We start from the raw sequence: 12,987 nt of genomic DNA on the forward strand, positions 1-12,987 counted from the left end.
GCCGCGTACTACGCGGCCATCTCCGAGGGCGGCTTCGGACTCCTGATCACCGAGGGGACCTACACCGACACCGCGTTCAGCCAGGGATATCTGCACCAGCCCGGTATGACGGACGAGGCGCAGTCCGCCGCCTGGCGGCCCGTCGTCGAGGCGGCGCACGACGCGGGGGCGCGGATCGTCCTCCAGCTGATGCACCCGGCGCCGACTACCTGCATCTCGCGGGCAGCGGCCGGGACTGGACCCCGGACGACCCGACCCTTCCCGGGCTCGCCCGTACGGTCACCGGGCTTCCCGTGATCGCCAACGGCGGGCTGCACCGGGAAGCGGTGGCCCGGCGCGTCCTGGACGAGGGGCACGCCGATGTCCTGGCGATCGGGACCGCCGCCCTGGCCAATCCCGGCCTGCCGGGCGTCGTGGCCGCGGGTGGGGCTCAGGCCCCGTTCGACCCGCAACTGCTGGAACCGCTGGCCACCTTGGACAACGCCCGCGCGCACGCACACGCTTGACAGTTTTTACTTGCACATGCAAGATTAGTACCCACGGAACGGATCGCCGACGGTGATCTGCGTGAGCATTCAGTTGCATGTGCAGGCAAGCAATCGATGAAGTCACTCGGGAGACGAACCGCTCATGCGTACTCAGGAAAGCGAACTGCTGGGCTTCGCCCACGAAGCGATCCGGCTCAGCCGTGAGCATGTCGCCCAGGGCGGCATCCCCTTCTCCGGGGTGGTCGTCGGCAACGGACGGGTCCTCGGGACCGGCTTCAACCGGGTCCGCGAGGACAACGACCCGACCGCGCACGCCGAGGTCGTGGCCCTCCGGGAGGCCACCACCCGGCACGGGATCCGCGCCGTGGCCGGGGCCACCCTGATCGCCTCCGGCGAACCCTGCGCCCTCTGCTACCTCGCGGCGCGGTACGCCGGCGTCGGCCACATCGTGCACGCCGCCGACCGCAGGACCGCCGCCCGGTACGGCTTCGACTACACGAGCACGTACTCCCTCTTCGCCCAGGATCCGGCGGACTGGCCGCTCAAGGTCACGGCGCTGCAACTCCCCGAAGCGGAGGAGCCGTTCCAGGACTTCCTCACGCAGAGCCGGGCCGGCTGACGGCCGCTGACGACCGGGGCCCACCGCGCCTCGCGCGCCCCAGCTCCTCGTCACCTCGTCACCTCGTCACTCTCCTCGTTCATTCACCGCTCGGAAGGACCTCCCATGCACTGGCTCTACCTCGCCATCGCCGTCGCCTTCGAAATCCTCGTCGCCATCGCCGCCGGAAAGGCCGAGGGCTTCAAGAACCGCAAGTGGACCTCCATCACCCTGGCCAGCGGCGCCGCCGCGACCTTCTTCCTCAGCAAGTCGCTGCTGACCTTCGACGTCGGCGTCGGCTACGCCCTGTGGACGTCCGTCGCGGGCGTCGGCATCACCATCCTCGGCGCGCTGTTCTTCGGCCAGCGCCTGAACTGGAACAAGGCGATCGGCATCGTCCTCGTCATCGGTGGCGTCGTCGGCCTGCAGCTGAGCGGCTCCGCCTGAGCCCGGAGCCGGCTCCCGGCCGCCCCGCCCTGTCCGCAACGCATGCGGCGCACCCCGCACACCACCTCACGACACCCTTGAGAGAGGACCCACCTCCCATGTCCAACGCAGCCAAGAGCTCCACCAACGCCTGGCTCTCGCTCCTGCTCGCCGGAGTCTTCGAGATCGGCTACGCGCTCGCCGTCGGCGGCAGCGAAGGCTTCACCGTCCTGACCTGGTCCCTGGTCGCCGTGGTGTTCTTCCTGCTGACGCTCTACGCACTGAGTCTCGCCCTGCGCACCATCGACGTGAGCATCGGCTACGCCGTCTGGGCGGGCATCGGCGCGGTCGGAGCGGCTGTTCTCGGCCCGCTCTTCTTCGACGAGACGCTCACCGTGGCCAAGGGCGCCTGGCTGGCCGTCATCATCGTCGGCGTCATCTGGCTGAAGCTCGCCGACCGGACGAAGCCCTCGGAGGCCGTCACCCCGGGCCAGGCGCCCGAGCGCCTGGCGGACCGGCCCACCGCGGTCCAGGTCTGACGCTCCTCGACGGTACGCCCCCGGCGCCCGCCACCCCTTCCTCCCGGGGCGGCGGGCGCCGGGGGCGTAGGCGTACCCGCTACTTCGCGGTCCGGCCGCCGTCCACCGCGAGGGCGGCCCCGGTGGTGCAACCCTCCGTAGATGCCCGCGAAGGTTGCCGATCTTGGGGGCTGAATCGCCTGCCTCTGTCCTGAGCCGTGACGTGAAGCCGGTCCAGTCGCAGGTACACCAGTGGTAGGTGTACAGGCCTCGGTGGCTTTTACTTACATGGTCGAGCATGTGAATTCGGAGGTGAGGTGATCCAGGTCACTGTCCCCGCCTCGGGAAAGAAGCCCGAACATGCAAAAGACGGCGGGGGGTCCGGGTCGCCCCGGATGCCTCCCGCCGTCTGCCGTCTGCCGTCTGCCGCGATCGTGTCAGGCGGCGCTGCGCAGCGCCTGCACCGCCCGGGCGAGCTGGTCGTCGGCGCTCGCGGTGTTGAGGGCCGAGCTGAGCACGTCGGCGTACGTGGCGCGGGCGTCCTGGTAGCGCTTGCGCCCTTCCTCGGTGATGACGGCGAAGACGCCGCGCTTGTCGTCGGCGCAGTTGTCCTTGTAGGCGTACCCGGCACTGTCGAGGCGTCCCACCAGGCGGGTCACCGAGCTCTGGCCCAGACCGATGTGGTCCGCGAGCTCCTGCATCCGGCACTCGCCCTTCTCGGCCTGGGTGAGCACCTCCAGGGCCCGGTACTCGGACAGGCCGACGCCGTAGCGGCGCTGCAGTGCGTGGGCGAGCTGGCGCTCCACGAAGGCGTGCAGGCCGAGGACGGACTCCCACATGGCCTGATCGGAGGCGGCGCGTGGCTGCTGCTGGATCGTCATGGAACGGCTCCCCTTCTCGACTGCGATGAAAACAAGATACATGCCCATGCAATCATCTGGGGGGTGCTGAGGCTGCGGAAGCGGCTCCCGTCGCTATCTACTTGTATAGGCAAGAAATGGGGTCAGTGGGTGACGCCGCCCTCCAGGGTGCTGTAGGCGTAGGCGGCCGAGACGAGGGTCATGTGGCGGTGCCAGCCGGGGAAGGAGCGGCCCTCGAAGTCGAGGAGGCTGAAGTCCTCGCCCATCCGCTCGACCGCGGCGCGGGCGCCCCGGGGGGAACGGGCCGGCTCCAGCAGTTCGGCCGGGTGGCGGTCGGTGATGTTGGTGAGCCAGATCCGGCCCGGGCGGCCGCTGCCCGCGTCCCACTCGGCGGGCAGCCGTCCAGCTCCGCCCGTGTGCGCGCCGTCCGGGCGCAATCCGCGCACCGGGATGTCGTACGAGACGACCTGCCGGCCCGGCCCCGCCGGATGCCGCGTACGGCACGACGTCGTCGAGTCCGCAGCGCGTGAACAGCGCCACCTCGGCGGCCATCGCCGCCGCCTCGTGCACGGCTTCGGCGGCGCGGGCCTCCTGGACGGTGACGACGGGCAGCCCCAGCATGCGGATCTTTCCCGCCCAGACCTGCTCGGTCAGCGCCCCCCAGCTCTCCTCCAGCGGTACGCCGGGATCGACGCGGCGCAGCAGGTAGAGGTCGATGTGGTCCACGTGCAGCCGCCGCAGGCTCTCGTCGACCGCGTCCCTCGGCGCCTGCGGTCCGCCCGCGGGCCGCAGCCCGCCGTCCGCGTCGCCGAGCAGGCCGCCGCCGGTGCACAGCACGACCTCGTCCCGACGGCCGCGGATGGCCTCGCCGATCAGCCGTTCGTTCTCCCCGGCCGCGTAGGCGCCGGCCGCTCGACGAGGTTGACCCCGAGGTCCACCGCTTCCCGGACCAGCGATACGGCCTTGGTCCGGTCCCTCAGGGCCGGGGCGTAGCGGTACGAGAGGCCCATCGCGCCCAGCCCCAGCCGGCCGACGACCGGCCCGTCCCTGCCCAGTGTTGTGGTCCGCATCCCGCGAGATTCCCTTCGCCACAGATCTCCACAGAGGAGAGCGACCACTCCATGGCACCAGCAGGCGTTGCCAAAGCCCAGGTTCCCGTTGCTACTTGCCGACCTCGGACGACTTCGGGAAGTCCGCGCGGGCCCGGCCTGATCCAAACGGGAGGCCTTAAGGGCGCGGCGCGGTGATGCGGGCGATCGCCTCGACCGTGAGGGCGCGCTCGTGGGGCTCGGTCTCCAGGGCGCGGTGGATGGATAGGCCCTCGATGAGCGCGTCGAGCCGGCGGGCGGTGGCCGGGTCGAAGTGCCACTCCAGGGCGCGGCGGCTGCGGCCCATCCAGGTGCGGGTGAGCTGGCGGTAGGCGGGGCGGCGGGCGGCGAGGGTGTAGAGCTCGTGGGTGAGGATCAGCTCGCGCTGGTTGCCGCCGGAGAGGTGGTGGACGAGGTCGGCGACGGCCTCGCGGGCCTCGTCGGGGGTGGTGGCCGCGCCGAGCCGCTCCTCGAAGACGGCGACGATCGTGTCGGAGAACCGGGTGAACGCCTCGTGCAGCAGCTCGTCCATGCCGGAGAAGTGGTACGTCATCGAGCCCAGCGGCACGCCCGCGCGGGCGGCGACCTTGCGGTGCGAGACGCCCGCGACGCCCTCGTCGACGATGAGGTCGAGCGCCGCGTCGATGATGCGGTCCCGCCGCTCGGGGTCGGTGCGCCCGGTCGCCACGCGGTGCCTCCTCGGGGTCGGCCTGGGATGGGCCTGGGATGGCCCTGGGGATCGGCCTCGGAAGGCTCGGTTTTCCTCGCAGCATAGAACGAGGGCAGGGAGTGTACGGACGTACGCTTCAGGCGTACGCTCGTCACCCATGAAGAACCCGCAGGTCATGGACGCCACCACCCGCCGCTGGCGCGCGGCGCTCTTTCTCTTCATGCTCGCCACCGGGGTGAGCATGGCGTCCTGGGTGGCCAGGACCCCGGCCGTCCGGGACGCGCTGGAGGTGTCCACGGGATCGATGGGGCTGGTGCTGTTCGGGCTCTCGATCGGTTCGATGGCGGGGGTGCTGGTCTCCGGCGGGCTGGTGCGCAAACACGGCGGGCGGCTGGTGATCACCCTCGGGGCGGTGCTGCTGGTGGCCGGGCTGCTGGTGATCGCCGGGGGCGCGGCGCTGGAGGTGTCCGGCGGGGTGTTCGGCGGCCTCGCGCTGTTCGGGGCCGGCATGGGCCTGGCGGAGGTGGCGTTCAACATCGAGGGCGCGGCCGTCGAACGGACGGTGGGCCGCCCGGTCCTGCCGGTGCTGCACGGCTGCTTCAGCCTGGGGACGGTGGTGGGCGCGCTGCTGGGGATGGGGCTGACGGCGGTGGGTTTCCCGGTCGGCTGGCACCTGGCGGCGGTCGCCGTCGCGGTCGCGGCGGCCGGGGCCTGGACCGTACGGGCGGTTCCGGCGGGGACGGGTCGGGAGCCGGCGGAAACCGGTGACGGCGGGCGGACCGGTGAGGGCGGGCGGACCGGAGGGCTGCGGGCGCAGGTGGCGGTCTGGCGGGACCGGCGGCTGGTGCTGATCGGCCTGATCGTGCTGGCCATGGCCTTCGCGGAGGGCTCTGCCAACGACTGGCTGCCGCTGCTGATGGTGGACGGCCACGGGACGAGCGCTACGGCCGGTTCGCTGACGTTCATGCTGTTCGCGGCGGCGATGACGACGGGCCGGTTCACGGGCGGCCCGCTGCTGGTGCGGTACGGCCCGGCGGCCGTGGTCCGGGCCAGCGCGGTGGTGGCGGCGGTCGGCGTGGCCCTGGTGATCTTCTCCGACAGCGCGCTGCTCGCCGGGGCGGCGGTGGTGCTGTGGGGCCTCGGCGCCTCGCTCGGCTTTCCCGTCACGATCTCGGCGGCGGGGGAGGGCGCGAGGCCGGTGGACGCCTCGGCCCGGGTCGCGGCGGTCTCGACGGCGGGCTACGCGGCGTTCCTGGTCGGACCGCCGTCGCTGGGCTTCCTGGCCGACCATGTGGGGCTGCGGAACGCGATGCTGGTGGTGCTCCTGCTGCTGGGCGGCGCGGCGCTGATCACCGGGGCGCTGCGGCGGCGGACGGCCTCCCCGGCGGCCGAAGTGCCCGCCGCTCAGTCGGACTTGGTGTAGATCAGGCTCTCGCCGGTCCCGGTCGTGGTGCGGCGCAGGCTGCCGTCCGGGAGGAGGACCAGTTCGGTGGGCTTCCCGGGCGTGCAGGAGGAGGCCGGGCGGCCGGAGGACACCGTGGAGGGTCCGATGCGGACCGGTCCGTCCCCGGCGGCCGGTCCGGCGAGGGGGGCCGTGAACTCGCAGTGGTACGTGGACCCGGATTCGAGGGGCCCCTCGGCGGTGAGGGCGAGGACCTGGTCGCCCACGTCACCCTGCCGGATGGTCAACGTCCGGGTGGAGGAGCCCTGTTCGCCGGGTATGGAGCCGGACCAGGTCCCCAGGAACCCTTCGGGAACGCCCCCTTCGTCGCGTCCCTGCCCGCCTCCGTCGGCCTGGGCGGAGGCCGACGGGCCGGGGGATGCGGTCTTCCCCGTGCCGTCGCCGTTCATGAACGCGTACACCGATCCGCCCGCCCCTATCGCCACGGCCACGGCGACGGCGATGAGCGCGGCGGTGGCCCCGGCGGAGCGGCGCTCGCGGGCTGGCGGGGGAGGTGTGGGCGCGAAGTAGGCCGGGGGGAGGGGGTGTTCGGAGGCGGGGCCGTAGGGCGGCCGCGGGGTGTGGTGGGGAGTGGCGGGGCCGGCGTACGGCGGGTGGTGCGGGCTGTACGGGTGGGGCGGCGCGTACGCGTGGGGCGGCAGGGCGGTTTCGGTCGGGGCGGCGGGGGCGACGGAGGGTGCCGGGGCCGCCGGTATGGAGGCGGGGGCGCTGCGCGGGGCGAGTGGGGCTTCCGGGGCGTGCTGGGCGCGTGGGGCGTGCGGGGCCTCCGAGGCGTGCGGGGCCTCAGGGGCGCGCGGCGTACGCGGGGGCGCCGGAATGCGGGCGGCCGCCGGGTCCTCCGGCTCCTCCGGCTCCTCCGGGTCCTCCGGGTCCTCCGGCTCCTCCGGGTCCTCCGCATCGAGCAACCCCACCGCCTGGCGGCCGAGTTGGGCGAGGAGCGTGCCGGGCAGCCAGGGCTCGTCCGTCTCCGCCTCGCCCAGGCGGGCCAGGATCTCGGCGGTGCCGGGGCGGTCCGCCGGGTCCTTCGCCAGGCAGTCCCGTACGACGCCGGCCAGCTCCTCCGGAACCCCGGTCAGGTCCGGGTCCTCCTGGGCGATCCGGAACATCAGGGCATGGACCCCGCCGCTCTCCGTCGTACCGAACGGCAGCCGGCCCGACGCCGCGTACGCGAGGACGGACCCGAGGCAGAACACGTCGCACGCGGTGGTCACCCGCTCGCCGCGCACCTGCTCCGGGGCCATGAAGCCGGGCGAGCCGACCAGGACCCCGGTGCGGGTCAGATCGCCGTCGGCCACGGACTCCAGGGCGCGGGCGATGCCGAAGTCGATGACCCGGGGCCCGTCGATGGTCATCAACACATTGGACGGCTTCAGGTCCCGGTGGATGAGCCCGGCCCCGTGGATGTGCTGGAGGGCGTGGGCGAGCCCGGACCCCAGGAACCGTACGGAACGCGACGGCAGCGGCCCGTACGCCCCCGACGCGGTGACCGGGGCGCCGGGGCGGCCCGAGACGATGCGCTGGAGGGAGGGCCCGGCGACGTAACCGGTGGCGACCCAGGGGACGGGGGCCTCGGTGTCGGAGTCCAGCACCGGCGCGGTCCACGCACCGCCGACCCGGTGCGCGGCGTGCACTTCCTGGCGGAAGCGGGCGCGGAACTCGGGCTGCTCGGCGAGCTCGCGGCGGACGAGCTTGAGGGCGACGGTGCGGCCGCGGTCGGAGCGGGCGAGGAAGACCTGGCCCATGCCGCCCTCGCCGAGGCGGCCGAGGAGCCGGTACGCACCGATGCGGTGCGGGTCGTCGGGCCCGAGCTTGTCCATGGTGCGCTTCCTCCCCCGTGCGGCCCGCACGAGGATAGCCCCGCCGGGCTGGGGCGGCGGCGCCACGGTCCCTCTCTACGACACGTCTCCCCGCGCTCCGGTTCCACGCCCGATCGCCGGGCGACGCCCCCCCTCAGCCCGTCCGGCGTTTGAGGACGGAACCGTCGAGGTGTCGTGCCTCGGCCTGAAGGTCCGGGCTGCTCCGGGGCCCCGCCCCCACTCCGCGCACCGCCCCCGTCCGATCAAGGGTTCCGTCCTCAAACGCCGGACGGGCTTGGGTGGCGCCGCTCTCGTCGGGCCGAGGGGTCGGTGCTCGAACGCCGGGCAGGCTGGTGTGGCACCGCCCCCGTCCGATCAAGGGTTCCGTCCTCAATCGCCGGACGGGCTTGAAGTGCCCCGGTTCGCGGCCTAGGAGCCGGACGGGCTCGAAGCACCCCGGTCCGCAGCGGCCAAGCTGTCCAGGGCCCCCGACAACCGCTCCAGCACCCCCACCGCATCCACGAACCCCTCCACCCCCAGCTCCTCCGTGAGCCGCGCGGCGAACTCCGCGTGGGGCGGGCCGATCCGGGCCACCGCATCGCGCCCCGCCCCCGTCGCCTGCAAGAGCTTCGCGCGGCGGTGGGCCGGGTTCTCCGCGTACTCCGCGAGCCCCCGCTCGACCAGCAGGTCCGCGATCCGCTGCACGCTCTGCCGGGTGATCCCCATAGTTCGGGCGATCCCCGCCACCGGCAGCGGCTCCACCAGCACCGCCCCCAGCACCTGCCACCACGCCGACGTGAGCCCCCCCGGCCGCGCCAACTCGTCGGCCACCGACAGGAACTGTCCGTTCAGCCGGAACACCGTCAGCGCCGCCCGGCTCAGCAGCTCCTGCTCGGACGGGACGCGCCCCGCACCCTCGCTACTCACCCTGCAACACCTCGTACGCGCTCGCGTCCGAGTCGTGGAACAGCCGGTACCACGCGTCCAGCTTCTTCGCGTCGTACACCCCGAGCAGCGCGAACACCTCCCGCGCGAACGCCACCGGCTCCGTCGGACCGGCCGTGACCAGCGCGCCGCCCCCGTCCGCCCCGGCGTCCGTGACAGCGTCCACGTCCACGTACCGCTCGCCGCCCGCGTACCCCGTCGCCGCGAGGTAGAAGGAGATCGCGCTCGTGTGCGCCCGGTCGTCCAGCAGCCCTTCCCGGGCCAGCCCGGCCGTCGCCCCGCAGATCGCCGCGACCGGCGCCCCCGCGTCCAGGAAGGCCCGGGCCGCCCGTGCGAACGGGGTCAGCGTGTCACCCGTGTCCCACCCGGCCGCACCGGTCAGGATCAGCAACGCGCTGTCCTGCGGCCGCAGTTCGTCCAACGCCAGGTCGGGCTGGACGCGCAGGCCGCCCATGGTCGTCACCGGCTCCCGGGAGAGCCCCACGGTCCGCACGGTGTAGCCGTTCTGGGTGAGATGGGCGGTCGCGTACCCCGTCTCCCAGTCGGCGAAGGTGTCGTAAACGGCGAGATGCGCGGTTCCGGCGCTGCTGCTGGTCATGGTGACCTCCTCGGCTCGATGACAGGAGACTGTCATGAAGACAGCATGCTGTCAATAGGGGAGGCGGGGGCTGAGGGCAGGGACTGAGGTCGGGGGCCGAGGTCGGGGGCTGAGGGCAGGGGCTGAGGTCGGGGGCCGAGGTCGGGGACTGGGGGGCGGGGGCTGGGGGCGGGGGCTTCGGACCCGACACCCTGCCGATCCATCCGCCCCAGGCCGTACAAGGTGGCCATGGAGACCACCCCCACCAGCGCCTACGCTCGCCGCATGACCCCTCATGCCCCTCATGCCCCGTACGCCGACCCCGCGGCCGGTGCGGCCGTGAAGGCCGCGGACCGCGCGCACGTGTTCCACTCCTGGTCCGCCCAGGGCCTCATCGACCCGCTCGCCGTCGCCGGCGCCGAGGGGTCCTACTTCTGGGACTACGACGGCAACCGCTACCTCGACTTCACCAGCGGCCTCGTCTACACCAACATCGGCTACCAGCACCCCACCGTGATCGCCGCGATCCAGGAGCAGGCGGGCAAGCTCGCCACCTTCGCGCCCGCTTTCGCCGTCGAGTCGCGCTCCGAGGCCGCACGCCTCATCGCCGAGCGCACCCCGGGCGACCTGGACAAGATCTTCTTCACCAACGGCGGGGCCGAGGCCGTCGAGAACGCCATCCGCATGGCCCGGCTGCACACCGGCCGTCCGAAGGTGCTCTCCGCCTACCGCTCGTACCACGGCGCCACCTCCACCGCGATCAACCTCACCGGCGACCCGCGCCGCTGGCCCTCCGACAACGGCTCGGCGGGCGTCGTCCGCTTCTGGGCCCCGTTCCTCTACCGCTCCCCGTTCCACGCGGCGAACGAGGCCGAGGAGTGCGCCCGCGCGCTCCAGCACCTGGAGGACACCCTCGCCTACGAGGGCCCGTCCGCCATCGCCGCGATCATCCTGGAGACCATCCCGGGCACGGCGGGCATCATGACCCCGCCGCCGGGCTATCTGGCGGGCGTCCGCGAGATCTGCGACCGGTACGGGATCGTCTTCGTGCTCGACGAGGTGATGGCCGGATTCGGCCGCACCGGCGCCTGGTTCGCCGCCGACCACTTCGACGTCGTGCCGGACCTGCTGACCTTCGCCAAGGGCGTCAACTCCGGTTACGTACCGCTCGGCGGAGTCGCCATCAACGCCGAGATCGCCGCCACCTTCGAGACCCGCCCCTACCCCGGTGGCCTCACCTACTCCGGGCACCCGCTGGCCTGCGCCGCCGCCGTCGCCACCATCGGCGTGATGGAGGACGAGAAGGTCGTCGAGCACGCGGCCCGGATCGGCGAGACCGTTCTCGGCCCCGGCCTGCGCGAACTCGCCGAACGCCACCCCTCGGTCGGCGAGGTCCGCGGCCTCGGTGCGTTCTGGGCGCTGGAGCTCGTCCGTGACCGCGAGACGCGCGAGCCGCTCGTCCCGTACAACGCCTCCGGCGAGGCCGCGGCCCCGATGGCCGCCTTCGGTGCGGCGGCGAAGAAGCAGGGGCTGTGGCCGTTCATCAACATGAACCGGACCCATGCCGTCCCCGCCTGCAACGTCTCCGAGGCCGAGGCGAAGGAGGGGCTCGCGGCCCTGGACGTGGCGCTCTCCGTGGCCGACTCGTACACGGTGCAGGGCGCGTCGTAACGGCACATCCGGCCCGTACGCCGAGTAACCGGACGATCCGATTCCGTACGTGACCGTCCCCGTACGCCTCCTCACCGTGCCCGGAAACGGGCACGGCGGCGGCCCTGGCTTAAGGTGACCCGAGCCAGCGGCGCCCCCGCCGGAACGGCCGGCGCGCACGGGGGCGGACATGGACGGACGGATACGAACGGGTACGGGCGGAAGGGGCCGGCATGAGTCCGAGCGGAGGTGTGACGCGCAACACCCTGCGCCAGCAGATCGCCGACGCGCTGCGTGACGAGGTGCTCGCGGGACGTCTTCCGCCGGGCCGGGAGTTCACCGTCAAGCAGATCGCCGAGCAGTACGGGGTCTCCGCGACGCCCGTCCGCGAGGCCCTCTTCGACCTCTCCGCACAGGGGCTCCTCGCCTCCGACCAGCACCGGGGCTTCCAGGTACGCGAGTTCACCGTCGCCGACTACCGCGCGATGGCCGAGGCCCGCGCCCTCGTCGTCGAGGGACTCTTCCGCAACCCCGCCGAGGTCGCCGTCCGGCCCGAGGGGCTCGCCTCGATCCGCCGGCGGGCGGCGGAGGCGGTCCGCGCGGCGAAGGGCGGCGACCTCGACGTGCTGATCGGGTACGACCTGCGGTTCTGGCGGGAGCTGGGGCAGTTCGTCCTCAACCCGTACATCGCCGACTTCCTCACCCGACTCCGCGTCCAGGCCTGGGTGTTCGCCGTACACCGGCTGCGCCGCGACGGCATGGACGAGAACGTGCTGTGGTTCGGCCACGAGGAGCTGGTCGAGGCGATCGCCCGCGGCGACCACGAGCAGGTCCACGCCGCCATGCACTCCTACTACGCGCACGCACTCGCCTGGGCGGACCGCCTGGAGGCACGGGGGACCGGGGCGAACGCCCCTGGACGGCTGGAGCCGGCGGAACCCCCGCCGCCCCCGCCACCTCCGATGCCTTCGAAGTCTCCGGAGTTCCCGGAGTTCCCGGAGTCCCCGGGGCACTGTGCGTGAGGTTCGCCCCGCATTACGCTGTCCCGACGATCGCCGGAACCCTCCTGAGAGCGAGACTTCGTGGCCTGTGACCTGTGGCTGGTCCCCCTCGTCGACGTGCTGTGCCACAGCGCCGACAACCCCTTCGCCGAAGAGATCGCCGTCTACGACAGGGCACTGAACGAGGCCGGGTTGCCGCCCGTCCCCGTCTACGCCTACATGCCGGGCCTCACCGGGGACGTCGCCCCCGTGGCCGGATTCGACTACGACGCCCTGCACTTCCTGCGCCGCGCCTACCTGCTCCAGCTGAGCGGCCTGGCCGTCACCCCGGTCGCCGGTCTGGACGGCGACTACGAGCAGCTCCTGGAGATGTTCGAACAGGGCGCGCAGCAGTCGCACCTGGTCTGGCACTACGACCACGCCGGGGCGTACGTCCCGCTGGACTTCCCGGCCCCGCTCTCCGACGACGCGCTCCTCGCGGGTGGCGGCCCGCTGGGCTCCGCGCACGGGCTGCTGCGGGAGCTGGAGTTCGTCGCCCCGTCCATCGGCATCGACCCGGCCAACCCGCCGGCCGCCCCGCAACCCCCCTCTGGCCCCACCGCCCTGGAGCAACCGGCGGACCCGATCCCGTACGACGACAGCCCGTTCGCCCGGGAACGCCACGTCTGGCTGGGCCTCCACGCGGCAGCGACCCGCAGCCTGGCCCAAGGCTCAATGATCATCTTCAGCTAGCCCCCGCGCCTTCACGGACCGGGGCGCCAAAATCCAGCCCGTCCGGCGCCCCACGGGCCGGGGCGGGCATGCCCAACCGGTCCCGCTACTCCTGCGGACCGGGAGGCCAATTCCAGCCCGTCCGGCGCCCCACTTTCATGTGCGCGCATATCCAGCCCGTCCGGCGCTTGTGTATC

At 72.9% G+C, this 12,987-nt stretch carries 15 protein-coding genes and 2 pseudogenes; 9 read left to right on the top strand and 8 right to left on the bottom strand.

The window, feature by feature from the left end; translation table 11 throughout:
* The 5 genes and pseudogenes from ACFWM7_RS26935 to ACFWM7_RS26955 all read left to right on the top strand — a co-directional run.
* A pseudogene (locus ACFWM7_RS26935) lies at positions 1-297 on the top strand (hypothetical protein); the annotation flags it as partial.
* Positions 294-506, top strand: coding sequence for a hypothetical protein (locus ACFWM7_RS26940; protein WP_383265049.1), 213 nt, complete (start codon positions 294-296; stop codon positions 504-506). The pseudogene ACFWM7_RS26935 and the gene ACFWM7_RS26940, both read left to right, overlap by 4 nt.
* Before the next feature lie 124 nt (positions 507-630).
* Complete coding sequence (locus ACFWM7_RS26945; protein ID WP_383265051.1) at positions 631-1,107, top strand: nucleoside deaminase; 477 nt, start codon at positions 631-633, stop codon at positions 1,105-1,107.
* Between the two features lie 105 nt (positions 1,108-1,212).
* Entirely contained in the window at positions 1,213-1,533 is a 321-nt protein-coding gene (locus tag ACFWM7_RS26950) for a DMT family transporter (RefSeq protein WP_383265053.1), read from the top strand.
* A gap of 98 nt (positions 1,534-1,631) precedes the next feature.
* A complete protein-coding gene (locus ACFWM7_RS26955; RefSeq protein WP_383265055.1) occupies positions 1,632-2,051 on the top strand; it encodes a DMT family transporter in 420 nt (139 codons plus the stop codon).
* Between the two features lie 416 nt (positions 2,052-2,467).
* On the opposite strand, the gene ACFWM7_RS26960 is transcribed toward ACFWM7_RS26955, so the two are convergent.
* The 5 genes and pseudogenes from ACFWM7_RS26960 to ACFWM7_RS26980 form a co-directional block, all read right to left on the bottom strand.
* Positions 2,468-2,911: a MarR family winged helix-turn-helix transcriptional regulator gene (locus ACFWM7_RS26960; RefSeq protein ID WP_205085213.1), complete on the bottom strand. Its 444-nt coding sequence runs from the start codon at positions 2,909-2,911 to the stop codon at positions 2,468-2,470.
* Positions 2,912-3,033: 122 nt separating this feature from the next.
* Positions 3,034-3,336, bottom strand: coding sequence for a hypothetical protein (locus ACFWM7_RS26965; protein ID WP_383265077.1), 303 nt, complete (start codon positions 3,334-3,336; stop codon positions 3,034-3,036).
* Positions 3,337-3,442: 106 nt separating this feature from the next.
* Positions 3,443-3,847 (bottom strand): annotated as a pseudogene (locus ACFWM7_RS26970) (aldo/keto reductase); the annotation flags it as partial.
* The gene (locus ACFWM7_RS26975) at positions 3,763-3,960 is read right to left on the bottom strand and encodes a hypothetical protein (protein ID WP_383265079.1); all 198 of its coding nucleotides are present in this window, start codon (positions 3,958-3,960) and stop codon (positions 3,763-3,765) included. The gene ACFWM7_RS26975 and the pseudogene ACFWM7_RS26970, both read right to left, overlap by 85 nt.
* A 157-nt stretch (positions 3,961-4,117) precedes the next feature.
* Positions 4,118-4,666: a TetR/AcrR family transcriptional regulator gene (locus ACFWM7_RS26980; protein WP_383265058.1), complete on the bottom strand. Its 549-nt coding sequence runs from the start codon at positions 4,664-4,666 to the stop codon at positions 4,118-4,120.
* Between ACFWM7_RS26980 and ACFWM7_RS26985 the strand changes: the two genes are divergently transcribed.
* A complete protein-coding gene (locus ACFWM7_RS26985; protein WP_383265075.1) occupies positions 4,626-6,071 on the top strand; it encodes an MFS transporter in 1,446 nt (481 codons plus the stop codon). The genes ACFWM7_RS26980 and ACFWM7_RS26985 overlap by 41 nt on opposite strands.
* Here the strand turns inward: ACFWM7_RS26985 and ACFWM7_RS26990 are convergent.
* The 3 genes from ACFWM7_RS26990 to ACFWM7_RS27000 all read right to left on the bottom strand — a co-directional run bounded on the left by ACFWM7_RS26990 (position 6,053) and on the right by ACFWM7_RS27000 (position 9,449).
* Positions 6,053-7,927 carry a serine/threonine-protein kinase gene (locus ACFWM7_RS26990; protein WP_383265060.1) on the bottom strand — a complete coding sequence of 625 codons (1,875 nt, stop codon included), beginning with the start codon at positions 7,925-7,927 and terminating at the stop codon, positions 6,053-6,055. The genes ACFWM7_RS26985 and ACFWM7_RS26990 overlap by 19 nt on opposite strands.
* A gap of 408 nt (positions 7,928-8,335) precedes the next feature.
* Positions 8,336-8,833 (bottom strand): MarR family winged helix-turn-helix transcriptional regulator, encoded by a 498-nt coding sequence (locus tag ACFWM7_RS26995; RefSeq protein WP_383265063.1) that lies wholly within the window; start codon positions 8,831-8,833, stop codon positions 8,336-8,338.
* Entirely contained in the window at positions 8,826-9,449 is a 624-nt protein-coding gene (locus tag ACFWM7_RS27000; RefSeq protein ID WP_383265065.1) for a DJ-1/PfpI family protein, read from the bottom strand. The genes ACFWM7_RS26995 and ACFWM7_RS27000 overlap by 8 nt, the downstream gene beginning before the upstream one ends.
* A gap of 264 nt (positions 9,450-9,713) precedes the next feature.
* On the opposite strand from ACFWM7_RS27000, the gene ACFWM7_RS27005 reads away from it, so the two are divergent.
* The 3 genes from ACFWM7_RS27005 (at position 9,714) to ACFWM7_RS27015 (ending at position 12,811) form a co-directional block, all read left to right on the top strand.
* Complete coding sequence (locus ACFWM7_RS27005) at positions 9,714-11,099, top strand: aspartate aminotransferase family protein (protein ID WP_383265068.1); 1,386 nt, start codon at positions 9,714-9,716, stop codon at positions 11,097-11,099.
* A 212-nt stretch (positions 11,100-11,311) separates the two neighbouring features.
* Positions 11,312-12,100, top strand: a complete 789-nt coding sequence (locus tag ACFWM7_RS27010; protein WP_383265070.1) for a GntR family transcriptional regulator — start codon at positions 11,312-11,314, stop codon at positions 12,098-12,100.
* Positions 12,101-12,160: 60 nt separating this feature from the next.
* The gene (locus ACFWM7_RS27015) at positions 12,161-12,811 is read left to right on the top strand and encodes a hypothetical protein (protein WP_383265073.1); all 651 of its coding nucleotides are present in this window, start codon (positions 12,161-12,163) and stop codon (positions 12,809-12,811) included.
* Positions 12,812-12,987: the final 176 nt, after the last annotated feature.

Source organism: Streptomyces sp. NPDC058375 (assembly GCF_042723425.1).
GTDB lineage: Bacteria > Actinomycetota > Actinomycetes > Streptomycetales > Streptomycetaceae > Streptomyces > Streptomyces durocortorensis.